The 24,911-nt window shown below is 74.6% G+C and carries 20 protein-coding genes; 14 read left to right on the top strand and 6 right to left on the bottom strand.

The features are described 5' to 3' along the window. Window positions 1-265 precede the first annotated feature (265 nt). Both ACH4SE_RS04715 and ACH4SE_RS04710 read right to left on the bottom strand, forming a co-directional pair. Window positions 266-1,840, bottom strand: coding sequence for a threonine/serine exporter ThrE family protein (locus tag ACH4SE_RS04715; protein ID WP_398541835.1), 1,575 nt, complete (start codon window positions 1,838-1,840; stop codon window positions 266-268). Window positions 1,841-1,848: 8 nt separating this feature from the next. Continuing rightward, window positions 1,849-2,559 (bottom strand): DedA family protein, encoded by a 711-nt coding sequence (locus ACH4SE_RS04710; protein WP_398541834.1) that lies wholly within the window; start codon window positions 2,557-2,559, stop codon window positions 1,849-1,851. 300 nt (window positions 2,560-2,859) lie between these two features. On the opposite strand from ACH4SE_RS04710, the gene ACH4SE_RS04705 reads away from it, so the two are divergent. After that, window positions 2,860-4,230 carry an ABC transporter ATP-binding protein gene (locus ACH4SE_RS04705; RefSeq protein WP_398541833.1) on the top strand — a complete coding sequence of 457 codons (1,371 nt, stop codon included), beginning with the start codon at window positions 2,860-2,862 and terminating at the stop codon, window positions 4,228-4,230. A gap of 43 nt (window positions 4,231-4,273) precedes the next feature. Here ACH4SE_RS04705 and ACH4SE_RS04700 read toward each other — a convergent pair whose 3' ends face one another. Beyond that, on the bottom strand, window positions 4,274-4,921 hold the full coding sequence (locus ACH4SE_RS04700; protein WP_398541832.1) for a TetR/AcrR family transcriptional regulator: 648 nt from the start codon (window positions 4,919-4,921) through the stop codon (window positions 4,274-4,276). Window positions 4,922-4,982: 61 nt separating this feature from the next. Between ACH4SE_RS04700 and ACH4SE_RS04695 the strand changes: the two genes are divergently transcribed. Then, window positions 4,983-5,939: an NADP-dependent oxidoreductase gene (locus ACH4SE_RS04695; protein WP_398541831.1), complete on the top strand. Its 957-nt coding sequence runs from the start codon at window positions 4,983-4,985 to the stop codon at window positions 5,937-5,939. A 27-nt stretch (window positions 5,940-5,966) separates the two neighbouring features. On the opposite strand, the gene ACH4SE_RS04690 is transcribed toward ACH4SE_RS04695, so the two are convergent. Both ACH4SE_RS04690 and ACH4SE_RS04685 read right to left on the bottom strand, forming a co-directional pair. Further along, window positions 5,967-6,350, bottom strand: coding sequence for a hypothetical protein (locus ACH4SE_RS04690; protein ID WP_398541830.1), 384 nt, complete (start codon window positions 6,348-6,350; stop codon window positions 5,967-5,969). A gap of 147 nt (window positions 6,351-6,497) precedes the next feature. Next, window positions 6,498-7,031: a DinB family protein gene (locus tag ACH4SE_RS04685; protein ID WP_398541829.1), complete on the bottom strand. Its 534-nt coding sequence runs from the start codon at window positions 7,029-7,031 to the stop codon at window positions 6,498-6,500. Window positions 7,032-7,807: 776 nt separating this feature from the next. Between ACH4SE_RS04685 and ACH4SE_RS04680 the strand changes: the two genes are divergently transcribed. From ACH4SE_RS04680 to ACH4SE_RS04655, 6 genes are all read left to right on the top strand, one after another. Then, window positions 7,808-10,078, top strand: coding sequence for a cellulose binding domain-containing protein (locus ACH4SE_RS04680; RefSeq protein ID WP_398541828.1), 2,271 nt, complete (start codon window positions 7,808-7,810; stop codon window positions 10,076-10,078). Window positions 10,079-10,192: 114 nt separating this feature from the next. Continuing rightward, window positions 10,193-10,888: a 2-phosphosulfolactate phosphatase gene (locus ACH4SE_RS04675; protein ID WP_398541827.1), complete on the top strand. Its 696-nt coding sequence runs from the start codon at window positions 10,193-10,195 to the stop codon at window positions 10,886-10,888. 196 nt (window positions 10,889-11,084) lie between these two features. Next, window positions 11,085-11,702 carry an NAD(P)H:quinone oxidoreductase gene (gene wrbA, locus ACH4SE_RS04670; RefSeq protein ID WP_398541826.1) on the top strand — a complete coding sequence of 206 codons (618 nt, stop codon included), beginning with the start codon at window positions 11,085-11,087 and terminating at the stop codon, window positions 11,700-11,702. Window positions 11,703-12,127: 425 nt separating this feature from the next. Next, a complete protein-coding gene (locus ACH4SE_RS04665; protein WP_398541825.1) occupies window positions 12,128-13,417 on the top strand; it encodes a hypothetical protein in 1,290 nt (429 codons plus the stop codon). Next, complete coding sequence (locus ACH4SE_RS04660; RefSeq protein ID WP_398541824.1) at window positions 13,414-15,585, top strand: polysaccharide pyruvyl transferase family protein; 2,172 nt, start codon at window positions 13,414-13,416, stop codon at window positions 15,583-15,585. Before ACH4SE_RS04665 ends, ACH4SE_RS04660 begins: the two co-directional genes overlap by 4 nt. Window positions 15,586-15,636: 51 nt before the next feature. After that, a complete protein-coding gene (locus ACH4SE_RS04655; RefSeq protein ID WP_398541823.1) occupies window positions 15,637-17,040 on the top strand; it encodes a glutamate decarboxylase in 1,404 nt (467 codons plus the stop codon). A gap of 108 nt (window positions 17,041-17,148) precedes the next feature. On the opposite strand, the gene ACH4SE_RS04650 is transcribed toward ACH4SE_RS04655, so the two are convergent. Beyond that, window positions 17,149-18,237, bottom strand: a complete 1,089-nt coding sequence (locus tag ACH4SE_RS04650; protein ID WP_398541822.1) for a PP2C family protein-serine/threonine phosphatase — start codon at window positions 18,235-18,237, stop codon at window positions 17,149-17,151. Window positions 18,238-18,346: 109 nt separating this feature from the next. Here ACH4SE_RS04650 and ACH4SE_RS04645 point away from each other — a divergent pair, with 109 nt between their 5' ends. From ACH4SE_RS04645 to ACH4SE_RS04620, 6 genes are all read left to right on the top strand, one after another. Continuing rightward, window positions 18,347-18,562, top strand: a complete 216-nt coding sequence (locus ACH4SE_RS04645) for a dodecin (protein WP_398541821.1) — start codon at window positions 18,347-18,349, stop codon at window positions 18,560-18,562. 226 nt (window positions 18,563-18,788) lie between these two features. Continuing rightward, complete coding sequence (locus ACH4SE_RS04640; protein ID WP_398541820.1) at window positions 18,789-19,256, top strand: hypothetical protein; 468 nt, start codon at window positions 18,789-18,791, stop codon at window positions 19,254-19,256. Continuing rightward, the gene (locus tag ACH4SE_RS04635) at window positions 19,253-20,329 is read left to right on the top strand and encodes a rod shape-determining protein (protein WP_398541819.1); all 1,077 of its coding nucleotides are present in this window, start codon (window positions 19,253-19,255) and stop codon (window positions 20,327-20,329) included. Before ACH4SE_RS04640 ends, ACH4SE_RS04635 begins: the two co-directional genes overlap by 4 nt. 173 nt (window positions 20,330-20,502) lie before the next feature. Further along, on the top strand, window positions 20,503-22,731 hold the full coding sequence (locus tag ACH4SE_RS04630) for an MMPL family transporter (RefSeq protein ID WP_398541818.1): 2,229 nt from the start codon (window positions 20,503-20,505) through the stop codon (window positions 22,729-22,731). A gap of 111 nt (window positions 22,732-22,842) precedes the next feature. Continuing rightward, entirely contained in the window at window positions 22,843-24,135 is a 1,293-nt protein-coding gene (locus ACH4SE_RS04625) for a sensor histidine kinase (protein ID WP_398541817.1), read from the top strand. Next, window positions 24,132-24,809 (top strand): response regulator, encoded by a 678-nt coding sequence (locus ACH4SE_RS04620; RefSeq protein WP_398541816.1) that lies wholly within the window; start codon window positions 24,132-24,134, stop codon window positions 24,807-24,809. Before ACH4SE_RS04625 ends, ACH4SE_RS04620 begins: the two co-directional genes overlap by 4 nt. Window positions 24,810-24,911: the final 102 nt, after the last annotated feature.

The following is a 24,911-nucleotide window of genomic DNA, read 5'->3' as shown; positions in this document are numbered from 1 at the left end:
CCGGCGGAACGGCGAACCCCCACCCCAAGAGGCACCCCCCTCAGGGGCGCGGGGAACGGCGCGACCAGCCCACCACCGGCGGAACGGCAAACCGCCCACCCCAAGCCGCACCCCCCAGGGGCGCGGGGAACCGCGCGACCAGCCCCCACGCATCAGACAAGCCCCGCGAGGGCAGCACGCGGCACCCCGGCGGGGCGGGCACCCCGCGGCGGAAGCCCCCGGCGGGAAGCCGCGGGCGGGGGCGGCCCCCCAGGCGAGGGAAACCTCAGAAGCCGCGGGTGCGCTTGGCCGCGAGACGCGGCGTGGCGGGGCCCGGCGTCGGAAGAGCGAGGCGGGCCACCTCGTTGCCGAGGTTGACACCGATCGCGAGGGCGAGCGCGAGCGCCGCGGCCCGCGTGAGCTGCGTGGCACCGGCGGAGGCGTGGCCCTGGGTCACGGCGAGGAGCCCGAAGTAGGTCGCGGAGCCGGGGAGGAGCGGCCCGATCGCCGCGGTCACGTACGGGAGTACGGAGACGTACCGGTAGCGGGCCATGAGCTGGCCGAAGAGCCCGACGAGGCCGGCCGCCGCGGCGGTGGAGGCGACCTGGTTGCCGCCCGCCTGGAAGTGCAGGACGCCGTAGACGCTCCAGGCGACTCCCCCGTTGAGGGTGGCGAGCACGAGCACGCCGCGCTCGCACTGGAGGAGCACCGCGAAGGCCAGCGTCAGCACCATGGCGGCGATGAGCTGGATCCACGGCTGGTCGTAGGCCCGCAGGGCCTGGTCGGGGTTGAGTTCGGCGCCGAAGCGGACGCCCGCGTAGAGGACGAGGGTGACGCCGATGACGATGCCGACGACCAGGTAGATGACCTCCAGCAGGCGCGCGGACGCGGTGATGTAGAAGCCGGTGAGGCCGTCCTGGACGGCGGCGACGAGGGCGCGTCCGGGCAGCAGCGCGAAGAGGCCGCCGGTGATGACGGCGGAGGACTGGACCCCGGCGGTGCCGGGGATCCAGTGGGCGCGGTCGACGAGGACGCCCATCGCGGCCGCGGGCATGGCCGCGGCGGCGAACTGGTAGAACTCGGGCAGGCCGCGCCCGGCGAGGATCCAGGCGAGCCGGTCGCCGACCATCGCGGCGAGCGCGGCGGCGAGGAAGATGATCAGGTTGCCGCCGACGAGCAGGCTGGCCGCGCCCGCGAGCAGTCCGGCGGCGCCGGTGAGGAACCAGCTGCTGTACGGGTGCCGGTTGCGCCGGATGTCGGCGAGCCGCCGGTAGGCGTCCTCCAGGGTGACGTCCCCGGCGGTGATGTCGTCGACGAGGCGGTAGACGGCGGCGAGCCGGGTGTAGTCGGTGCCGCGGCGGCGCACGGTGCGGGTGGTGCTGAGCGGCGGTTCGGTCAGGGAGGGCTGGTAGGAGATGCCGAGGAGGGTGAAGGTGACGTTGGGCTCGACCCGGGCGAGCCCGTAGGCGTAGGCGACCCCGAGCATCGCCGCCTCGACGTCCTCCGCGCCCTCGCCGCCTGCGAGCAGCAGTTCGCCGATGCGGAGGGTGAGGTCGAGGACGCGGGGGACGGAGAGGGCGTGCCCGGACTCCTGGCGGGCGAGCAAGCCCTCGGGGACGGGGCGTTCGGTGACGGAGAGGCGGACCATGGTCCGCATGCGGTCCTGCCACCGGGCGTCGTCGGGCGGCAGGGTGATGACGGGGATGCCCTCGGGCGGGGTGAAGGCCGAGCCGCCGGGCAGCTCGGGCGGCTGCGTGAAGGCCGGGCCCGTGGTGCCGGGCAGGCGGTGCGGGCGCGGCTCGGCGGACGCGCGCGGGCCCGCGTCCGGAGTGTCGCCGTCCCCGGGGCGCGGGCCCGCCACGGTGTGCCTCAGCCCTTCTGCGCGCGGTGGCGGCCACCGCCGCGCGGGGCGCCGGCGGTCATCTCGGCCCGGTCGCCCGCGCCGTCGCCCGCCGGGGAGGCGCCCTTGCGCCGCGAGCGCAGGTATTCGACGCCGATCGGGACCACGGAGAGCAGCACGACGAGGACGAGGATCGCCTCGATGTTCTCCTTGACGAAATCGATCCGCCCGAGCCAGTAGCCCAGCAGAGTGACGCCCGCGCCCCACAGGGAGCCGCCGATGACATTGAAGGTGGCAAAGGTGCGGTAGTTCATCCGGCTGACGCCTGCGACGATCGGGGTAAAGGTCCGCACGATCGGAACGAAGCACGCCATCACGATGGCTTTCGAGCCGTGGTGTTCGAAAAAGGCGTGGGCCTTCTCGATGTTCTCCATCTTGAACAGCCGCGAGTCGGGCCGCCGGAAGAGCGAGGGCCCCACCTTGCGCCCGAACCAGTAGCCGACCTGCTGTCCGACCACGGCGGCCAGCGCGATCAGCACGGCCACCAGGCCCAGCGGCCTGTGAAGGGTCCCACCCGCCACAAGGAGCCCGGTGGTGAACAGAAGCGAGTCGCCGGGCAGGAAGAAACCGATCAGCAGGCCGGACTCCGCGAACACGATCAGCAGTACGCCCCACAGGCCGTATGTGTTGATCAAGTGGTCGGGGGAGAGCCAGCTCGGACCGAGCGCGAGGTTCGTCACGCTCCAAAAGTATCAATGGAGTGTTGATACAAACGTTCCGCAACCAGCGTGCGGTGGACTACCTTCTCCGCAGCGTCACCCCCGCACCACCGCAAGTCCGGCAAGTCTTACCCCTCGGATCACAAGCGCCACAAGCGCACCAACCACGTCAAGCACTCCCATTACCCCGGGTCTCCCACGCACCGCACGTCACATTGATCACATGCACTACGCAAACCACACGCCTCACAGGCGACTCACACGTCTCCCTCCCCCCCACGTGTCCCGTCACCGCGTCCGAACCACCTGGCGGCTCCCGTTATGACTCGCGCCATCACCCTGCACGAAGTTTCCAAGTACTACCCGAAAGAGCCGTCGCCAGCAGTTGACCGGTTCTCGCTGGACATCGCCCCGGGCGAGTTCCTGGTGCTCCTCGGGCCGTCGGGCTGCGGCAAGTCGACGGTCCTGCGGATGATCGCCGGCCTGGAGGACATCACGACCGGCGAGCTGCTGCTGGACGGCGAGTACTCCAACGACATCCCCCCGGGCGACCGGAAGATGGCGATGGTCTTCCAGAACTTCGCCCTCTACCCGAGCATGACCAGCCGGGAGAACATCGGCTTCCCGCTGCGCTTCGAGATGCCCGGCGAGGACCACGGCCCGCGGATCGACGAGACCGCACGCACCCTCGGCATCGAGGAGATCCTCGACCGCTTCCCCGGCCAGCTGTCCGGCGGTGAGCGGCAGCGTGTGGCGATGGGCCGGGCGATCTCCCGGCACCCCTCGGTCTTCCTCATGGACGAGCCGCTGTCCAACCTGGACGCGAAGCTGCGTGCGCACCTGCGCGCGGAGATCGCCCGGATCACGCACGGCATGGGCGTCACCACGGTGTACGTCACGCACGACCAGGCCGAGGCGATGTCGCTCGGCGACCGGGTCGCGATCATGCGCAGCGGCGTCCTCCAGCAGGTCTCCACGCCCCGGCTCGCGTACCACCTGCCGGAGAACGTCTTCGTCGCCGCCTTCGTCGGCACCCCGCGGATCAACCTGCTCCAGGCGACCGTGCTCGCGCCGCTCACCGGCGGGATGTGGATCGACTTCGGGCGGCAGCGCCTGGGCCTGCCCGAGCCGCTGAGCTACGACCACCAGATGCTGCGCATCCAGCAGGGCCGCGACATCATCGTCGGGCTGCGGTCGGAGGCGGTGCGGATCGCGCAGCCGAGCCAGGCGCAGCCGGGCGAGGTCGTGCTGTCCGGGATCGTCGAGCACGTCGAGTACCAGGGCCACGAGTCGCTGGTGCACCTCAACACCGGCTCGCGCCCGGCGATCGTGCCGGAGCTGGAGGCGCCGCGCCCGGCGGCCGCGAAGAACGGCTCCCGCCGCGGGGCCGCGGTGGGCGGGACGGGGCTCGGCAAGCTCGCGCAGAAGGCGGCGCGCCGGCTCCAGGCAGGCGGCACGGACCGCGAGCCCTCCCACGGGGCGCACGCCGGGCCCGGCCCGGTGTCGGTGATCGAGCGCCCGTCGACCCCCGAGACGCAGACCGGCGACCTCGTCGTACGGACCGGCCCCGACGTCCGGCTGCGCCGCGGCGACCGTGTCCCGCTCCTGGTCGACCTGGCCCACCTCTACGTCTTCGACAACACCGGCCAGCGCATCTGCCCGGCCCCGACCCGCGCCCCGCGCCTGGAATAGCCCCCCACCGGGCGGGACCCGTCCCCTCCCCGGGTCCCGCCCGTCACCCCTGCCCGGCCGGCCGCGGTTCGGTGCCGCCCGGCCGGGCGGCGGGCCGGAGGCCGTCCATGAGCAGATTCAGCAGCCGCTCGGCCTGCGCCTCGCGCCCGGGCCAGGGGGCCACGGTGAAGATGCCGATGAGCGAGGCCGCGATGTCCTCGGCGGTGACGTCGGAGCGCAGGTCGCCCGCCGCGCGGCCCGCGTCCAGGATGGCGGTGACGGCCGTCAGCAGCTCGGCCCGCGTCCGGCCGTGGGCGATCTCGCCCGATTCGATCATCGCGAGCAGTGTGCCGAGCATGCCGTTCTTGGTCGCGACCCACTGTCCGAACAGGTCCATCCAGCGCCTCATCGCCGTGGCCGGGGGAAACCGGCCGAGCAGCTCGCGGGCTCCGGCCGTCAGCCGCACGACCTGGTCCTGGTAGACCGCGTCGACCAGCGACTCGCGGGTCGGGAAGTGCCGGTAGAGCGTGGCGACGCCGACCCCGGCCTCACGGGCGATCGCGCGCATCGACGGCTCGGCGCCGGCCGACATGAACACCCGGGTCGCCACCGCGAGCAGCTGGTCGCGGTTGCGCACCGCGTCCGCCCGCGGCGCGCGGACGTCCGCGGCAGCAGAAACGGATCGCGCTCCGGTTATGTTACGGTCGCCCATGTAAACGGAGCATAGTCCGTTTCGCTGTGTGCACCCCCGGCTGCGAGGAGGCAGGCGCACCATGCAGACCCCGACCAGGAACCCTTCCCCGGCGGGCAGCAGGGCCGTCCGGCTGGACTCGTTCGGCGGCCCCGAGACCCTGGCCGTCCGCGAGGTCCCCGCGCCGCAGGCCGGTCCGGGGCAGATCCGGGTGCGGGTCACCGCGGCCGGGCTGAATCCGATGGACTGGATCATGACCGCCGACGCGGACACCGCCGCCCGCTTCGGCCTCACCCTGCCGGCCGGTTTCGGGACCGACTACGCCGGAGTGGTCGACCAGGTCGGCGACGGGGTGGCCGGCTTCGCGCCGGGCGACCGGGTGTTCGGGGGCGCCCTGTCCCGCGCGGTCGCCGACTTCGTGGTGGTCGACCCGGCCGGAGGGACCGCGGCGGAAGAGGCCCACCACACGCCCGACGGCGTCGACGACCGCACCGCCGCCACCCTCACGATCGCGGGCCGCACGGCGTCCGCCGCCCTCGCCGCGATCACCGCCGGGCCCGGCGACACCGTGCTGATCGGCGGCGCCGGGGGCGGGGTCGGGGTCTTCGCCGTCCAGCTGGCGCGGCTCTCGGGAGCGCGCGTGATCGGGACGGGGTCGGCGGCGTCGGCCGATCACCTGCGGGGCCTCGGAGCCGAGCCGGTCGTCCACGGCGAGGGCCTGGCCGACCGGGTCCGGGCCCTCGCGCCCGGCGGCGTCACCGCCGCCGTCGACCTGTACGGGGTGGAGGCGGTGCACGCCGCGAGGGAGCTCGGCGTCCCGGACAGCCGCATCTGCACCATCGCCGCGCAGGTCGGCGGTGTGGCGGCGGCCAACGGCGCCGACGCGCCCGCCGGCGCACTGGAGGACATCGCGCGCCTGGTGGCGGCGGGACGGCTGCGGGTGCCCGTCGCAGCGACCTTCCCGATCGGGCAGATCCGCGACGCGGCCGGGCTCCAGGCCGGCCGGCACGTGCGGGGCAAGGTCGTCATCGACCTGTAGGCCCGGACGCGGCCGCTCGCCGTCCCGCTACGGGGCCGCTGTGCGGAAGAGGGCCAGCAGGGCGTGCGCCTGCGGGGCGTCCGCGTCGAAGAACTGTGTGTCCAGTGCGGGTGGCACGGCGGTCCCCTGCATGCGCACTTCGTGGCAGCTGAAGCAGAACGCCGCCTCGAACAGCGCCGTGTCGAGAGCGTCCGCGTACGCCCGGACGCTCCAGCCCGGCGAGAAGCCGCAGCGGTGCCGCTCGCCGCCGGGCAGGCTCTCGATCAGGGCCAGGGCGCCGGCTGCCTCGTTCCCGGCCCAGTGAGCGCCCACCCTGCCGGGATAGGGGGCGCCCCGCCTGTCCGGGAGTCCGGAGATCCTCACGACCTCCAGCAGCACGGCGGCGGACACGGCTTCGGCGGGGAGGTGCATGGACGTAGTCTGCCCGCGTTCACGGCCTCGCGAGGAGGGGCGGGACCCCGCGGCCGTCGGCCGGACGGCGGCGGCCCCGCCCCGCGGACGGCCGGATCCGGGCGGGACGGGTGGCGGTCTGCCGGGCCGCCCCGGCCCGATCCCCCGTCAGAGGCGGCCCGTCGGCTCCCCGCCGACCCTGTCCGCAAGCCCGCGCCGCACGTCCAGGAGATGGTGGCGCAGCTCGTGCACCGTGTGGGCGGCGAGCCACCGCAGCGGGCGTTCCGCGCGCTCGGGGTAGGTGTAAAGAAGCGTGCGGTCCCAGTCGGCGGGGCCGAGCCGCCCGAGGGCGTGCGCGAGGAGCAGGGCGGCGTCCTGGAGCTGCCGTACGACGTCCTCGGGCCGCTGCTCGGCGTAACCGTCGTGCTCCACGCGCTCGTCGCGCCCCATCGGCTCGGCGAAGGGCGTCCGCGTCCGCCGCGCGGCGAGGACCCGCTCGCGCTGGACGAGCAGCACGTCCCGTACGTGGCAGGCGTATTCGAGCGGCGACCAGGTGGCGGGCTCCGGCCGCCGCCGCAGCGTCTCCGCCGGCGCGCCGAGCAGCGGCTCCGCGTACGCACCGGCGCCGTCTGTCACCTGCCCGGCGAAGACCTCCGGGCTCCCGAGTTCGTAGCCGAACCCGCACTCCTCGCATGACGTCATGCCGGGAGCCTAGGGGTGCCCCGGTCCGGCGTGCCACCGGCGGGACGAGGCCGCCGGCGGGGCGGAGCCGGGCGGGGCGGACGGTGACCCACAGTGGTGGCCGCGCTCCCCGCGGCCGCGGGGCGGACGGTGCGCCGGCGGCTCCCCGTGGCAGGACACCGGCCCACCCGCCGCGGCTCCCCGCGCGGACGGCCCGCACGGGCGCGCGGCAGGCGCGCGACGGCTCCCCCTGCTGCTCGGAACCTGCGGGCCGGGCGATTGCCCACCCGGCCCGCCGGTTCGTTTTCCCTTCGATCACGGCATTTCAATTGGCGTTCAATTCCATGGATGGAAACTCGGCGCCCGTTTCCCTCGGGCGACGCGTCGCCGGTTTCCGCCGGAGACCGTCACGACCGGTCACCGGCCCCCTCCGCGCCCGCCTCCCCGCCCCCGCGGATCCGGGCCCGCGCGGCGGACCGGTCTCCCCACCGGCCCCCTCCCACGAGGCGTCAACTCGCCGTTCCCCCAGGTGAGATGCCCCCCGGGGATTGGGTCGGCGGGAGGGCGCGGCACGCACGCGGCACGCGGGTCACGCCGCCGCCCGCCACCCGCCCCGGGGAGAACGGCGCAGGACTCACTTTCCGTCGCGAAAAGTTTCGGACCTCCTCTGCGGAAACCATTGACGCCACCCCGGAAGCTCTGGATATTGGGGCACGTGGGAGCGCTCCCATGACGCTTATCCCCTAGGCGCCGGGAGCGCTCCTGCGCACCATTCCCCCCACTTTTCTGGAGGAGTAATGACGATGCAGCACCGCAGACGGCGAGCGCTGCGTTCGGCAGCGGGGCTGGCCGTCGGAGGGCTGGTGGCGGTGGGCGCCACGTGGGCCGTCCAGGAGCAGGCCGGCGCCGCCACGGCCGCCGCGGGGTGCCGGGTCGGCTACTCGATCACCAACGCCTGGCAGGGCGGCTTCGGCGCGAACGTGGAGGTCACCAACCTCGGCGACGCCGTGACCTCCTGGACGCTGCAGTGGTCCTTCGGCGACGGCGAGCAGGTCACCCAGGCGTGGAACGCCGACGTGGCGCTCGGCACCAGCCAGGTCACCGCCAGGAACCTGAGCTACAACGGCTCCCTCGCGTCCGGCGGCACGGTCAGCTTCGGCTTCAACGGGTCGATCCCCGGGTCGGGCGCGCCGCAGGTGCCCGCCTCGTTCACCCTCAACGGCACGGTCTGCACGGGCAGCACGACCACGACACCCCCCACGAGCCCGTCGACCACCCCGCCCACCACTCCGCCGACCTCCACCCCGCCCGCCACCGGGCAGGGACGCCAGGTCGAGAAGCTGGACCGGGGCGTGATCTCGGTCCGCAGCGGCTCGGCGAACCTGGTGTCCTGGCGGTGGCTGGCGACCGACCCGGACGACGTCGCCTTCAACGTCTACCGCGACGGCACGAAGGTCACCTCCTCGCCGCTGACCGGCGCGACCGACTACCTGGACAGCGGCGCCTCCGCCGGTGCCTCCTACACCGTCCGCGCGGTCGTGAACGGCACCGAGCAGGCCGCGTCCCCGGCCTCCGTGTCCTTCGCCAACGGCTACCACGACGTGCCGATCACGCCCCCGGCCGGCGGCTCCAACGCGAGCGGGTCCTACACCTACGAGGCCAACGACGCCTCGGTCGGCGACCTCGACGGCGACGGCCGGTACGAGTACGTCGTCAAGTGGTACCCGACCGACGCCAAGGACAACTCGCAGTCCGGCTACACCGGCGACACGTACATCGACGCCTACAGGATCGACGGCACCCGGCTGTGGCGCATCGACCTCGGCCGCAACATCCGCTCGGGCGCGCACTACACGCAGTTCCAGGTCTACGACTACGACGGCGACGGCAAGGCCGAGGTCGTCATGAAGACCGCGGACGGCACGGTCGACGGGACGGGCAGGGTCATCGGCAGCTCCGGCGCCGACTACCGCAACTCGTCGGGCTACGTCCTGTCCGGACCGGAGTACCTGTCGGTCTTCAACGGGCAGACCGGCGCGGCGATGGCGACGGTGAACTACGACCCGCCGCGCGGCACCGTCTCCTCGTGGGGCGACTCGTACGGCAACCGCGTCGACCGCTTCCTCGCCGGTACCGCGTACCTGGACGGCAAGCGCCCGTCGATCGTCATGGCCCGCGGCTACTACACCCGCACCGTGATCGCCGCGTGGGACTGGCGGGACGGCAAGCTCACCGAGCGCTGGAAGTTCGACAGCAACGACTCCGGCAACAGCTCCTACGCCGGCCAGGGCGACCACCAGCTCGCCACCGCCGACGTGGACGGCGACGGCAAGGACGAGATCGTCTACGGCGCCATGGCGGTCGACGACAACGGCGCGAGGCTGTGGAACACCGGCCAGGGCCACGGTGACGCCATGCACGTCGGCGACCTCGACCCCAGCCACCCCGGCCTGGAGGAGTTCAAGGTCGACGAGGACACCTCCAAGCTCGCCGCGTGGTTCGCCGACGCCAGGACCGGCCAGATCCTGTGGTCCAACGCGAGCTGCGGCTGCGACAACGGCCGCGGCGTCTCCGACGACGTCTACGCCGGCAGCGCGGGTGCCGAGTCCTGGTCCGCCGGGGTCAGCGGCCTGTACAACACCAAGGGCCAGAACATCGGCCGCAAGCCCGGCTCCATCAACTTCACCATCTGGTGGGACGGCGACCCGGTCCGCGAACTCCTCGACGGCACCCACATCGACAAGTACGGCACCAGCTCCGACACCCGGCTGCTGACCGCCTCCGACGTCCACTCCAACAACGGCACGAAGGCCAACCCGTCGCTGACCGCCGACCTGTTCGGCGACTGGCGCGAGGAGGCCGTCTGGCCGACGACCGACAACCACGCCCTGCGCATCTACTCCACGCCCGACCCGACGAGCATCCGCATCACCACGCTGATGCACGACACCCAGTACCGCGAGGCCATCGCCTGGCAGAACACCGCCTACAACCAGCCCCCGCACCCCAGCTTCTTCCTCGGCAACGGCATGGCCACCGCACCCCGGCCCACCGTGTACACGCCCTGACCCGGCCGGTGCGCCGCCGGGGCCCGCCGAGTTCCTCCCGGCGGGCCCCGGCCCCGTTCCGGGGCCTCCGCAAACGCCGGTGCGGCGCGGCCGGGCGTGCCCGATCATGACCGCATGGACTCCCGATTCCTCGGCACTGCCGAGCTCGACGGCACCCCCGCCGTGGCCGTCGTCCTCGACGTCATGCGGGCCTTCACCACGGCGGCCTGGGTCTTCGGCCGGGGGGCAGAGAAGATCGTGCTCGCCGCTTCGCTGGACGAGGCCCTCGCGCTCGGGCAACGGCACCCGGAGTGGCTGGCGCTCAAGGACGGGCCGCCCGCCCCCGGGTTCGGCGCCGTCAACTCGCCCTACCTGCTCAGGGACTGCGACCTCGGCGGGCGCACGGTCGTGCAGAAGACCACCTCCGGGACGGTCGGGGCGCTGGCCGTGAGGGACGCCTCGCTCGTGCTGTGCGCGAGCTTCGTGGTCGCGGAGGCGACCGCCGGGCTCCTGCGCGAGCGGGGGCCGGACAGCGTCACGTACGTGGTCACGGGCGAGGACGGGCGGGCCGAGGAGGATCTGGCGTGCGCCCAGTACATCGCCGGGCGGGCCACCGACCCCGCGGGGACGGACCCGGGCGACTTCCTCCGCCGGGCCGAACGGTCGCGAGCGGCCGCGGAACTGACGGAGGGGGTACGGGAGGGGTCCCGTCCCGAGGACGTCGCGCTCTGCCTCGAACTGGACCGCTTCCCCTTCGCCATGGTCGCAGCGGTGGAGGGCGCGCACATGGTGTTGCGCCCGCACGCCGTGCCCGTACCGGCGGCGTCCTGACGTCCGGCGGGGGCCGCACACCCGTCCGGCCCGGGACGGGGAGCACCTGCGTGCCCGGGCCCGGGGGCCCCGTCGTCCGGCGGGCCGTCCCGGCAGGCCGCGGGACGTCTTCCCGCCGCGAGCCGGGGTACCCGGGAACGGTGGGCGGCCGTAGGGTCGTTCACCGTCAGACCACCTCGTTCCCAGGAGGCACGCCATGGCCGACGTCAACGTCGCCGTCATCTACTACTCCTCCACCGGCACCGTCGCCCGTATCGCCGAGGCCGTCGCGGAGACCGCGAAGAAGGCGGGCGCCGACGTGCGGCTGCGCCGGGTGGCGGAACTGGCGCCCGACGCCGCGATCGACGCCAACCCGGCCTGGCGGGCCAACGTCGAGGCCACCGCGGACATCCCGGAGGCGGAGGCCGCGGACATGGAGTGGGCGGACGCGGTGCTCTTCGGGACCCCCACGCGCTTCGGCAACGTCACGAGCCAGCTCAAGCAGTTCCTGGACATGCTCGGCCCGCAGTGGCAGGCCGGGAAGCTCGCGGACAAGGTCTACAGCGGGTTCACGGCCACGTCCACGACGCACGGGGGCCAGGAGACGACGCTGCTGGCGCTCTACAACACGATCCACCACTTCGGGGGCGTGCTCGTGGCACCCGGTTACACCGACCCGTCCAAGTTCGTGGACGGCAACCCGTACGGGACGTCGCACGTCGCCGGCCAGGGCGACATCCCCGTCGGGGAGCAGACGCTGACCGCTGCGCGGGTGCAGGCGGAACGGGTGGTCCGCTTCGCCCGCGCGCTCAAGTCGGGGCTGGCCGCCGGGTAGGCCCTCGCGCCGAGGGGCGCTCCGGCGCCGCAATCGAGGCGTTCACCGTCAGGGACGGCAGGCCCTCACGCCCGGGGCGCGTCGCGCGGACGTCCGCCGGCGGGCGGCTGCCCGCGCGGGCCCCGCGCCTCCTTCCCGCCGGGCGGCCGTTTTCCGCCGTCGCGGGACCGCCCCCTGCGCCGTTGCCGGTCGCGCCGTTCCCCGCCCCCGGGCTGTCGCCCCGCGCGGAACGCGCCGGCCCGGGAGAGGCTGCCTGCCTGGCCGGGCGGCACGGGACCGAGAGCGCGGCCCGCACCGCGCGGGCGGGATGTTCCGCTGCCGGACACCGGGTGTTCACGCCGCGACCGCCGGGGCTTACGCCGCCCTCTCCTAGTGTTTCAGGCCACCCCGCGGGCCCGTCCGGGGCTGTGGACGCTTGGAGCAGCATGACGAAGACCACCCTCGGGCGCCGCCTGCTCGGCCTCGCCCTGCCGGGCCGCGGTGCGGGCGGCAGCGGTACGCGTACGCCCGCCGGGACGGCGTCCGCGGCCGGGTGCCTGCGGCTGTACGAGCAGGAGGGCGCGGCCGGCGGCGAACTGGCGGCCGCGGCCCACGCACTGCGGGAGGTGCAGGCCGCGCACGGTGACGTCACCGACGCGCTGCTCGCGCTCGGCGCCGCCGCCCTCCGCGCCGAACGGACCGCCCTGGCGCTCGCCGCCGCGGACGCCGTGCTCGCCCGGCGGAAGGGCTCGCGGGCGGCGTGGCACCTGCGGGGCCGCGCGCTGGAGGCCGCGGGTGATCTCGGCGGGGCCGTCACGGCCTTCGAGGGCTACCTGGAGCACACCCCCGCGCAGTCCGCGGGCGCCGCCGACACCGCCGCCCGCATCGCCGTCCTGCGGGCCGACGGGGACTGGCGCTCCGCCGTGCTGCGCGCCCTCGACGGCACCGACGCGCCCGGTGTCACCGCCCTCGCGGACGGGCCCTTCGACGCCTTCGAGGCGGCCGTCACCGCGCACCTCGCCGCCCGGCTCCCCGTCGCCGGTCCCGAGGAGACCGCGCGGCTGGCCCCCGCCGTGGCGCTCCACGCCGACCGGCGCCGTGCCCGGCTGCGCCCGCCGCTGGCCGACCCGCTCTTCGGCGGCACCGCGCGCCTGCGGATCGGCGAGTTCCGCACCCTCATCGCCGGGCGCTCCGTCTGCCTGGTCGCCAACTCCCAGTCCCTCGCCGAGAGTGCGCTGGGCGCGCAGATCGACTCCTACGACCTCGTCGTCCGCTTCACCTCCTTCCGCCTCGACCCCGAGGCCACGGGCGAGCGCACCGACATCCACGTCACCGACCACCGCGACCCGTACAACCGGGACGTCCCCGTCAGCGTGCGCCTCGTCCTCGCCGACCGGGCCGCCGACTGGCGGCACGCGATGCGCGAGCGGATGGTGCCCGGGGCGCAGCACTTCACCGGCGACGACTCCCTGCGCAGGCCCCTGCGGGGTGCCGGCGGCCTCGACGCCGCCGCCTGGCCGCCGGGACTGACGTGCGGCTTCGAGGCGGTGTGGCTGCTCGACTTCCTCGACGTCAGCCCGCGGCTGGACCTCTTCGGCTTCGACTTCTTCACGACCGGGCCCTTCCGGCTCGCCGAGGCGCCGGCCGCCACCGCGCCGGCCGGCTACACACGCGAGCGGGACTGGATCCTCGCCCGCGCCCAGCACGTCCGAGGACCGGTGATCTCGCTCCGATGAGCACGCACTCCTCCCCCGGCCGGGCGGACGTCCACTCCGCCGCCGCGATCACCGGCAAGCGGCGCGTCGCCTTCGCCGCCCACGCCGACGCCGGGCGGCTGCCCGGGGTCCTCGCGCTGCTGCGCAGCCTGGCGCTGAGCAACCCGGGGGTGTGCGAGGACTTCGTGCTCCTCCACGATCCGGCGCTGCCGGACGCGTCGCTGGACGCGGTGCGGGCGCTCCACCCGCGCGTGGACGCACGGCCCACCGGCGCGGGGCCGCACCCGCTGCTCGCGGTCCTCGACGTCGACGACTACGACACCGTCGTCGCGTTCTGCGCGGACACGGTGGTGACCGGGCCGCTCGGCCCCCTCCTCGCCCTGCGCTCCGCCTCGGCGGCGACCACCGCGCCGGGCGCGCTGGTCCTCCAGCGGGAGGACCTCGCGAGGCTGAGGGCCCGGGTGCCCCGCGGCGCGTCCGCGGCCCTCTCCCCCGCGGAGGCGGAGGGCGTCAGCGGCGGCGCCCCGCGGGCGGGCACGCACCCCGACGCCGGGGCGCTCGGCCTCGTCCGGGGCGTGCTGGAGCTCCGGGAGATCGACGGGGCCGGTCTCGCCCACCTCACGGAAGCGGAGGGCGCGCCCTCCGCCGAGGAGGTCCAGGAGGCCTACCTCAAGGCGCCCGGGGTGACGCACCCCGGGCTGCTCGTGCACTTCGGGGAGCCGTACGTGCGGCGGACGGGGGACGTGGGGACGGCACGGCGGGTGGCCGCCGCGCACATCGGGGCGGGGAACTACCAGGAGGCCGTCGACACGATGGCCTCCGTCCGGCTCGGGCTCGGCGACGCGTGGCCGCACGAGGTGTACGGGCACGCGCTCATGAGCGTGTCCCGCTACGCCGAGGCCCGTACGCACCTGCTCGCCGCGACCGCGGCCCCCGACCACGCCGCCCCGGCCTTCGCGCGGCTCGCGCAGATCGAATGGGTGCTCGGCGACGACGCGGCCGCGCAGCGGTACGCCCTCGCGGGCCTGGACGCGGACCCCACGCACGGGCCCAGTGAGGAGATGCGGCAGCGGAGCCTGCCCGGCGCGGCGGAGCCCGGCGGGGACCCCGGCGGGCAGCTCACCCACGTCGCCTTCTACATGCCCCACCAGGGCAACGCCGGGGACAAGCTGCTGCCGGAGTCCGTACGCCTCGCCTTCGGGCCGGACACGGGGCCGCGCCGCTGGCACGCCGTGCACGCGCACCGGCTCTTCGGCGAGGCCGCGCTCAAGGAGGCGAACTCCCGGCGGGCCCTGGTCGTCGGCGGCGGCGGGCTCTTCATCCCGGACACCGCGCCGAACGGCAACAGCGCGTGGCAGTGGAACGTCCCCGACGACGTGCTGCGCCGCATCGACGTGCCCGTCATCGTCTACGCGGTCGGCTTCAACGCCTTCGACGGCCAGTCCTACCGGGCCCGGCGGTTCGCGGAGGCGCTGCGCGCGCTGGTGGAGAAGTCGGCGTTCTTCGGGCTGCGCAACCACGGCTCCATCGAGAAGGTGCGGGCCATGCTGCCCGCGCACCTGCACGACCGCGTCCGCTACCAGCCCTGCCCGACGACCGTGACGCGGCAGCTCGTCCCGGGGTGGAGCGATCCGGCCGAGCGCGAGGACACCGTGCTGCTGAACGCCGCGTACGACCGGGCGGGCCTGCGCTTCGGCCACGACTACGGCCACTTCCTCGCCGAGACGGCCGCCGCCGTCCGGGCCGTCGGCGAGCACGCCGAGGTGCGCTGCGTGGCCCACGCGCAGGCCGACGAGCGGTTCGCCCTCGACCTGCGGCGCGAGCACGGCATCTCGCTGCCGGTCGTCCCGATGTACGACTACGACAACCGGCAGATCACCGACGCCTACGCCCGTACGCGGCTGGTCATCGGCATGCGCGGGCACGCCGGGATGATCCCGTTCGGCTGCGGCACGCCGATCGTGAGCCTCGTCTCGCACCCGAAGATGGCGTACTTCCTGGCGGACATCGGCCGCCCGGAGTGGGGCGTGTCCGTCCACCACCCGCACCTGGGCGCCGTCCTCACGGAGAAGTCGCTGGCCGTCCTCGCCGACCACCCCGCGGCCGTCGCCGACGTCCACGACCGCCAGCTCGCCCTGTGGGAGGTCACGCGCTCCAACGCGGACGAGCTGCGCCGCCTGGTGGGGTGAGCGCTTCCGCTCCTGCGGCACCGTCACGAAGCCGGACGTATCGTGACGAACATGTCACTGCACAAGGGCTCGGGCTCCGAGCGCTCCGTCTCCGTCAACCCCTTCTTCCTCGGGGACGCCGACCCCGTCGGCAGCATGACGGCGGCGCCGCCCAAACACCGGCTCCCGGACGGTGCGATGTCGCCGCACGCCGCCTACCAGCTCGTGCACGACGAGCTGATGCTCGACGGCAACTCGCGGCTGAACCTCGCGACCTTCGTCACGACGTGGATGGAGCCGCAGGCGGACGTCCTGATGGCCGAATGCTTCGACAAGAACATGATCGACAAGGACGAGTACCCGCGCACCGCCGAACTGGAGCGGCGCTGCGTGTCGATGCTCGCCGACCTGTGGAACGCGCCCGACCCGGCGGCGGCGGTCGGGTGCTCGACGACCGGGTCGTCGGAGGCGTGCATGCTCGCCGGCATGGCGCTCAAGCGGCGCTGGACCCGCCGCACCAAGGGCTACCCCGGGTCCGCCCGGCCGAACCTGGTGATGGGCGCGAACGTGCAGGTGTGCTGGGAGAAGTTCTGCGCCTTCTGGGAGGTCGAGGCGCGCCTGGCCCCCATGAGCGGCGACCGGCTGCACCTGGACGCCGACTCCGCGCTCGCGCTGTGCGACGAGAACACCATCGGCGTCGTCGCCGTCCTGGGCTCGACCTTCGACGGCTCCTACGAGCCGGTCGCCGAGATCTGCGCGGCGCTGGACGCGTACGAGGAGCGCACCGGCGTGCACATCCCGGTGCACGTGGACGGGGCCTCCGGCGCCATGATCGCGCCCTTCCTCGACGAGGACCTGGTGTGGGACTTCCGGCTGCCGCGCGTCGCGTCGATCAACACCTCGGGGCACAAGTACGGCCTGGTCTACCCGGGCGTGGGGTGGGCGCTGTGGCGGGACGCCGAGGCGCTGCCGGAGGAGCTGGTCTTCCGCGTCAACTACCTGGGCGGCGACATGCCCACCTTCGCGCTGAACTTCTCGCGGCCCGGCGCGCAGGTGGTCGCGCAGTACTACACCTTCCTGCGGCTGGGGCGGGACGGCTACCGGGCGGTGCAGCAGACCAGCCGGGACGTCGCGCGCTCGCTCGCCTCGCGGATCGCCGAGCTGGACGAGTTCCGTCTGGTCACGCACGGTGACCAGCTGCCCGTCTTCGCCTTCACCACGGCGCCGGGCGTCACGTCCTTCGACGTCTTCGACGTCTCCCGGCGGCTGCGGCAGCACGGCTGGCTCGTCCCCGCCTACACCTTCCCGGCCGACCGGCAGGACCTGGCGGTGCTGCGGATCGTGTGCCGCAACGGCTTCTCGGAGGACCTCTCCGACCTGCTGATGGACGACCTGCGGCAGCTGATGCCGTCCCTGCACGGCCAGCCGCACCCGCTGCACGGCCCCAGCTCGAAGGCGACCGCCTTCCACCACTGACCTCGCCCGCCCCGCCTCCGGCACACCCCGGCACCTCCCGTCCTCAGCACCTCAGCACCTCATGAGGACAGGAGGTGCTGAGGTGCCGGCGTGCCGAGGCGCAGGGGGCTAGTCGCGGCGCACCGCGAGCATCGCGCGGTCGTCCGTGGCGTTGACGGTGTGCGCGGTCCAGGTGCCGAGGTCCTCGCGGAGGGCGTCGACGACGGCGTGCGGGGTGGGGAGCGGGCCGAGGGCGGGCAGGCGGGACTGGGGGTCGTAGAAGGTGCCGTGGCGGTCACGGGACTCGGTCACCCCGTCGGTGACCAGCAGCAGGGTCGAGCCGTGCGGGACGGCCACCTCGTCGGGGGCGGAGCGGACGCCGCCCAGGCCGTGCATGCCGAAGGGCAGGTCGGGCGAGGAGGGCGCCAGGGTGCGGACGGTGCCGTCCGCCGCGATGAGGTAGGGCGGCGGGTGGCCGCGGTTGACCAGGCGCAGGGTGCCGCAGCCGGGGCCGTACTCGGCGATCAGGCCGGTGGTGAAGCCCTCGAGCCGGGCCTCGCCGGCGGACTGCTCCTTGTGCCGGTCGAGCGCGCGGTCGAGGCGGTCGGCGAGGCGGAGCAGGTCGGGCTCGTCGTCGGCCGCCTCGCGGAAGGCGCCGAGCATCACCGCCACCGCGCCGACCGCGCCCATCCCCTTGCCCCGGACGTCGCCGATGAGCAGCCGGATGCCGTAGGGGGTCTCCTGGGCGGCGTAGATGTCGCCGCCGATCCGCGCCTCGGAGGCGGCCGCGTCGTAGCGGGCGGCGATGCCGAGCGGGCCGATACGGTCGGGCGGGACGGGCATCAGGGCGCGCTGGGCGGCCTCGGAGATGCTGCGGACGGTCTCCAGGCGCCGGCCGTAGCGCCGCAGGACGCGGTTGATGCCGATGGCCAGGAGCGCGGCGACGGCGACGCTGGAGATGTCGGCGATGCCGCGGTGGTGGATGATCTCGTCCTCGCCGGCGGACAGCAGCACGATCGCCACGACGGCGAACAGGCAGGTGAGGACGGTGGCGCGGACGCCCTGGGTCGCCCCGGCGAGCACGCAGGCGGCCGCGAAGATCGGGTCGCCGGTGTAGGGGGCGGGCGTCACCAGGTCGAAGACCACCCCGCCGACGAGCAGGGCGCTCGGCATCCACCGCAGGGCCGGACCGGAGAAGGACGGCGTCACAATGTCCATCTTAGGGGGATATGTACAGACGGCCGCCCCACGCCGTCACCATGCGACGCGGACCTGCGTGCGGCACGGTGGAAGGGCAAAGCGAACCCCAGCGAAGGGCAGTTCCGCCATGGCCGAGCACACCTACCGCGTCACCGAGATCGTCGGCACCTCGAAGGACGGCGTCGACGCCGCCGTGCGCAACGGCATCGCGCGCGCCGCGCAGACGCTGCGCGACCTCGACTGGTTCGAGGTGACGCAGATCCGCGGGCACATCGAGAACGGCGAGATCGAGCACTACCAGGTGGGCCTGAAGGTCGGCTTCCGCCTGGAGGACGCGGGCTGACGGCGCCCTGCCGCCCGCGGGCCCCCGGGTCCGCGGGCGGTGAGCCGCCACGGTGAAACGCCCGCGTGGCGCACCCCCGTACGGCCCAGCCTTCCTCGCATTGTCGGACCGGTCGGCAGATCATGATGTCAGTAAGGCGGGTTTTGTACGGTTCTGGCTGGGTATCGCATGATCGCACGCTCCCGCCCTCCGCCACGGACCACGGATCACGGACCCGGGAGCCGCCATGAGCCAAGCCAACCCCGCACCGCAGCCGCCGCCCCCGGACCGCTCCGGGCGCCGGCACGACGACGACCGCAACTCCTGGGCCGCCGCCGGAACGGTCTTCGCGGGCATCCTGCTGCTGGTCGGCGGTGTCCTGGCGATCCTGGAGGGCGTCGTCGGCATCGGCCACGACGCCGTCTACATCGTCACGCGCGGTGACTACGTCTACAAGTTCAGCGTGCGCGCGTGGGGCTGGATCCACCTGATCCTCGGCATCGTCGCCGTGTTCGTCGCGCTCCTCATCCTGCGCGGGGCGACCTGGGCGAAGTACCTCGGCATCGGGATCGCCGCGCTCAACATGATCGCGAACTTCATGTTCCTGCCCTACCAGCCCGTGTGGGCGATCATCATGATCGCGGTCGACATCTTCGTCATCTGGTCGCTGGCCACCTACCGGCCCGCGCCCGGCTGGCCCGGGGAGCACCGGTGATCGGCCTGGCCGGGGTGACCGGCGTCAGCAGCCTCATCACCCAGAACCCCACCCTCGACCAGCTGCGCCGCTGCAATGTCGCCGTCGACCTCGGCGCCGCCCGCACCCGCGTCTACCTGCGCGGCAGCGGCCTGGTCGCCGACGAGCCGAGCGTCGCCGCGGTCGACGTGCGCACCGGCGCGCTCATCGCCGTGGGCGGCACCGCCGAGCGGATGGCCGGCCGGACCCCCGCCCACATCCGGGTCGCCCGGCCCGTCGCGGGCGGCGCCGTCGTCGACATCGCCATGGCCCAGCGGATGCTGCGGCACATCCTCGGCGACAAGCTCGGCCGCCGCCGGCTGCGCGCACCCGTCCTCCGGGCCGCCGTGTGCACCCCGCACGGCAGCGAGCCCATCGCCCGCCGCGCGGCCGTCGAGACGATGTACGGGCTCGGCGCGCGCCGTGTGGAGCTGGTGGACACGCTGATCGCGGCGGCGGTCGGCTGCGGGCTGCCGGTCGAGCACCCCGAGGCCACCATGATCGTGGTGTGCGGGGCGGGCACCACCCAGGTCGCGGTGCTGTCGCTGGGCTCGATCGTGGCGGCCGAGACGGTGCCCGTCGGCGGCGACGCGATCGACCGGGCGGTCATCCAGCACCTGCGCAACGCGCACGAGCTGATGCTGCCCACCCAGTCCGTACGCCCCCTGCACCGCATGCTGGGGGCCCCCGCGGAGGGCGGCTGCCTGACCACGGAGGTGCACGGGCGGGACGTGGTGAGCGGCATGGTTCGCACGATCACGATCGACACCGAGGGCGTACGGCACGCGATGCGCACCCCGCTCACCGCCGTCCTCGACGCGATCACCGGCGTGCTGCGGCACTGCCCGCCCGACCTGGTCGCCGACCTCGGCGACCGCGGCATCATGCTCGCGGGCGGCAGCGCGCTGATGCCCGGCCTGGACCTGATGCTCCGCCAGTCGACCGGCATGCCCGTCGTGGTCGCCGACTCCCCCGCGACGGTCGCCGTCGAGGGCCTGGGCGCGATGATCGAGGGCCGCGTCCGGCCCCTGCACCTGGACACCCTGACGGTCTGAACCGGGCGCCGCGGACGGGTCGCCACCGGCGGCGGCTACTGCGCTCGCGGTAGCCGCCGCCGCCGCGTACCGCCGCTCCGGTAGGCGCGGGTGCCCGCAGCCGCACGACGACGGGCGGGGGCCCGGCGGCCGACGCTTGTGGGGCAACCACGAGCGGAAGCGGAGTGCCCTCCATGGCGACTTTTCTGTACCGACTGGGCCGGCTGGCCTTCCGGCGGCGGGGCCGGGCCGTCCTCCTGTGGGCGGCGGCCCTGGTCGCCGTCGCGGTGGCCGGGCTGAGTGCCCCGGGTACCTCCGACGGCGATCTCCCGATGCCGGGCATCGAGTCCCAGCGCGCCTACGACCTCGTCCAGCAGCGCTTCCCCGGCACGGCGGCCGACGGCGCCACCGCCCAGGTGGTCTTCGTCGCGCCCGGCGGCGGGAAGGTCACCGCGGCCGGCCACCGGGCGGCGATCGAGCACACGGTGGCCGCGCTCGGCAGCGGCCCGCGGGTCGCCGGCGTCACCGACCCCTTCACCTCCGGCGCGGTCAGCGAGGACGGCTCGACGGCGTACGCGACCGTCGGCTACACGGTGACCGCCGCCGGCCTGACCGACGCCGACCGCGGCGCGCTGGACGAGGCGGCCGGCCAGGCGCGTGCCGAGGGCCTCACCGTCGAGACGGGCGGCTCCGCACTGGACGCCGACGAAGGGCCCGGCGGGCTCTCCGAGCTGATCGGCATCGCGGTCGCGGCCGTCGTCCTGCTGGTGACCTTCGGGTCGCTGACGGCGGCCGGCATGCCGCTGCTGACCGCGGTCGCCGGTGCCGCGCTGAGCCTGTTCGGCATCCTGCTGCTGGGCCACCCGCTGGGCCTGACCTCCGACACCCTCACGCTGGGGATGATGCTGGGCCTGGCCGTCGGCATCGACTACGCGCTGTTCGTGATCTCCCGCTACCGGGAGGAGCGCGGCCGCGGGCACTCCCCGCAGGAGGCCGCCGGCAGGGCGGCGGGCACGGCCGGCTCCGCGGTGGTCTTCGCCGGGCTGACGGTCGTGATCGCGCTGGCCGGGCTGTCGGTCGTCGGGATCCCGGTGCTGACGAAGATGGGCCTGGCCGCCGCGGGGGCGGTCGGGGTCGCGGTGCTGGTCGCGCTGACGCTCGTGCCCGCGCTCCTCGGCTTCCGGCCGGACGCGGTGCTCCCGCGCCGGGCGCGCAAGGGGGCCGGGGCCGGGCGGGCGCCGAGGCCGGCGCGCGGGAACCTCGGCTCCCGCTGGGCCCGCTTCGTGCTGCGGCGGCCGGTGGCGGTGCTGGTGCTCGGCGTGCTGGGCCTGGGCGCGCTCGCGGTCCCGGTGGCGTCGCTGCACCTGGGCTCGCCCGGGGACGAGGCGCTGTCGACGTCCACCACCCAGCGCCGGGCCTACGACGACCTCGCGCGCGGCTTCGGCCCCGGCTTCAACGGGCCGCTGACGGTGGTGGTCGACGCCAAGGGCGCGCCCGACCCGCGGGCCGCCGTGCACACGATCGGCGAGCGGATCGGGAAGGAGCGGGGGATCGTGTCGGTCTCGCCGCCCACCTTCGACGAGGCGGGCGATACGGCGGTGTTCTCGGCCACCCCCGCGACCGCCCCCACCGACACCAGGACCAAGGAGCTGGTGCGGACCGTCCGCCACGAGCGTCCCGCGATCGAGTCCGGCACCTCCGCGACCTTCCAGGTCACGGGCACGACCGCGCTGAACATCGACATCGCGGGCAAGGTCCAGGCGGCGCTCCTGCCCTACCTCGCCACGGTGGTCGGCCTGGCGGTCGTGCTGCTGCTGGTGGTCTTCCGCTCGGTGCTCGTCCCGCTGAAGGCGGCCCTCGGCTTCGTGCTGTCCGTGCTGGCCGCGCTCGGCCTGGTCGTCCTGGTCTTCCAGCAGGGGCACGGCGCCGGACTGCTCGGCGTGCAGCAGACCGGGCCGGTCATGAGCCTGATGCCGATCTTCATGGTCGGCATCGTCTTCGGCCTGGCCATGGACTACGAGGTCTTCCTGCTCTCCCGCGTGCGGGAGGCGTACGCACACGGCGAGGACGCCCGGCACGCGGTGGTGTCCGGCTTCCGGCACAGCGCGCGGGTGGTGGCGGCGGCCGCGCTGATCATGATCGGGGTCTTCTCCGGCTTCGTCGAGGAGCAGGGCGCGATGATCAAGATGGTCGGGTTCGGCCTGGCGGCGGCGGTGCTGCTGGACGCCTTCGTCGTCCGGATGGCGATCGTGCCCGCCGTCCTCGCCCTGCTCGGCGACCGGGCCTGGTGGCTGCCGGGGTGGCTGGACCGGCTGCTGCCGCACGTGGACATCGAGGGCGGGTCGCCCGCCCGCCGCTCCCCCGGCGGCGGGGGGCACGACCCGGACCCGCGGGCGGACGCGCCGCAGCGGGCCGGGGTGTGACCCGCGCCGCCGGGGCCGCCCGGGGCCGCGTGCCCCGGGCGGCCCGCCCGCTCCCTCCGCCGCACGGCCGATCGGGGACGATGGGGGCACCGACCCTCCCGGAGAGCGACGATGACCAGCCGCCTGGAACGCTTCACCGAACAGCACCCGCGGACCGCGGAAGCGGTGCTCGCGGTGGCGCTGTCGGCGTGCACGGTGCTCGGCGGCGCGGTCAGCACGTCGGAGTCCTCGCCGCCGCGCACCCAGGTCACCCCCGGGATCGTCGCGCTGGTCAGCCTCGCCGCCCTGCTGCGCGTCCGCAGCCACCCGCGGACCGCGCTCGCCGTCACCACGCCCGCCGCGGCCGTCCTGACCGCCGTCGGCTACCTGCCGAGCCCGCTGCTGCTGGCCCCGGTCATGGCCGCCCTCTACTGGCTCGCCGCCCTCGGCGACGTGCCGAGCACCGCGCCGTACGGCTACGCGGCCGCGGCCGTCCTCGTCGCCACCTCGCTGTCCGGGGCGCCGCTCGGCGACGACTTCATGCTGCGGACGGTGGGCACGGTGCTGTGGCTGCTGCTGCCGGTGTCCCTGGGGGTGACGAGCCGCTTCCGCGGCGCCTACCTGGCGTCCGCCCAGGCCCGCGCCGCGCACGCCGAGCGCACCCGCGAGGAGGAGGCCCGGCTGCGGGTCGCGCAGGAGCGCATGCGCATCGCCCGCGAACTGCACGACGCGGTCGCCCACCACATGGCCGTGGCCAACGCCCAGGCGGGCACCGCCGCCCATCTCGCCGCCACCCAGCCCGAGAAGGCCCGGGAGATCCTCACCGCGCTGGTCGGCACGACCTCCTCCGCGCTGCTGGAGCTGCGCGCCACGGTGGGCGTGCTGCGCCAGGCCGGGGACCCGGACACCGGTTCGCTGGAGCCCGCCCCGGGGCTGGACCGGCTGCCGGACCTGGTGGCCGCGTGCCGCTCCGCGGGTCTCGACGTGACCGTGGACACCCGCGGCCGCGCGCGGCCGCTGACGCCGGGCGTCGACCTGACGGCGTACCGCATCGTCCAGGAAGCCCTCACCAACGCCACGAAGCACGCCTCGGGGCATGCCGCCCGCGTCGGACTCGACTACGGCGGGACGCGGTTGCGCATCACGGTCACCGACGACGGGCCGCCGCTGCCGCCCGTGGTGCCCGCCGGCGGGTACGGCCTGATGGGCATGCGGGAACGCGCCCACTCGGTCGGCGGCGAACTGCACGCCGGCCCGCGGCCGGAAGGCGGCTTCGCCGTGACCGCGACCCTGCCCGTCCGGCCCCCGGCCGGGGAGCCGGTGACGCCGGAGACGCGCCCGGAGACGCAGCCGGCGACAGAACGTGCCGGTGAGCCCCGCCGCCCGGGGGACGCCCCCGCCGAACCGCCCGAGGAAGCCCCGTGACCATCCGCGTCCTGCTCGCCGACGACCAGGCCCTGCTCCGCGGCACCTTCCGGATGCTGATCGACTCCTGCGACGACATGGAGGTCGTCGGTGAGGCCGCCACCGGGCGGGAGGCCGTGGACACCGCCCGCGCCGAGCGGCCCGACGTCGTCGTCATGGACATCCGCATGCCCGGCACCGACGGGCTCGCCGCCACCGCCGAGATCTGCGCCGACCCGGCCCTCGCCGGCACCCGCGTGCTCGTCCTGACGATGTTCGAGACCGAGGAGTACGTGGCGCAGGCGCTGCGGGTGGGCGCGAGCGGCTTCCTCGGCAAGTACGTCACGACCGACACGCTGCTCGCCGGCATCCGCACCGTCGCCGCGGGCGAGGCGCTGCTGTCGCCGGGCGCGACCCAGGCGCTCATCACCCGCTTCCTCACCACCCCGAGCACCCCGCAGCTCGCCCCCGCCGAGCGGCTCGGCGACCTCACCCCGCGCGAGCAGGAGGTCACCGTGCTCGCCGCGCAGGGCAGGTCCAACGACGAGATCGCCGAGCAGCTCGTCCTGAGCGTCCTGACGGTGCGCACCCACGTCCAGCGCGCGATGACGAAGCTCGGCGCGCGCGACCGGGCCCAGCTCGTCGTGATCGCCTACCAGAACGGCCTGGTCCGCCCCGAGCCCCCGCGCGGCTGAGGCCCGCGGCCGCTCGGCACCGGCTCCGGAGGCGGCACCGGGCGCCCTGCCGGCGGGGCGGGGCGGGCCGCGGGCGGGGCGGGCCGCGGGGCGTCGGGCACC

Origin of the sequence: Streptomyces sp. NPDC020983, assembly GCF_044333485.1 — a bacterium.
Taxonomy (GTDB): domain Bacteria; phylum Actinomycetota; class Actinomycetes; order Streptomycetales; family Streptomycetaceae; genus Actinacidiphila.
The sequence above is the reverse complement of the archived record's forward strand: the minus strand, read 5'-3'. Positions and strand labels throughout refer to the sequence as shown.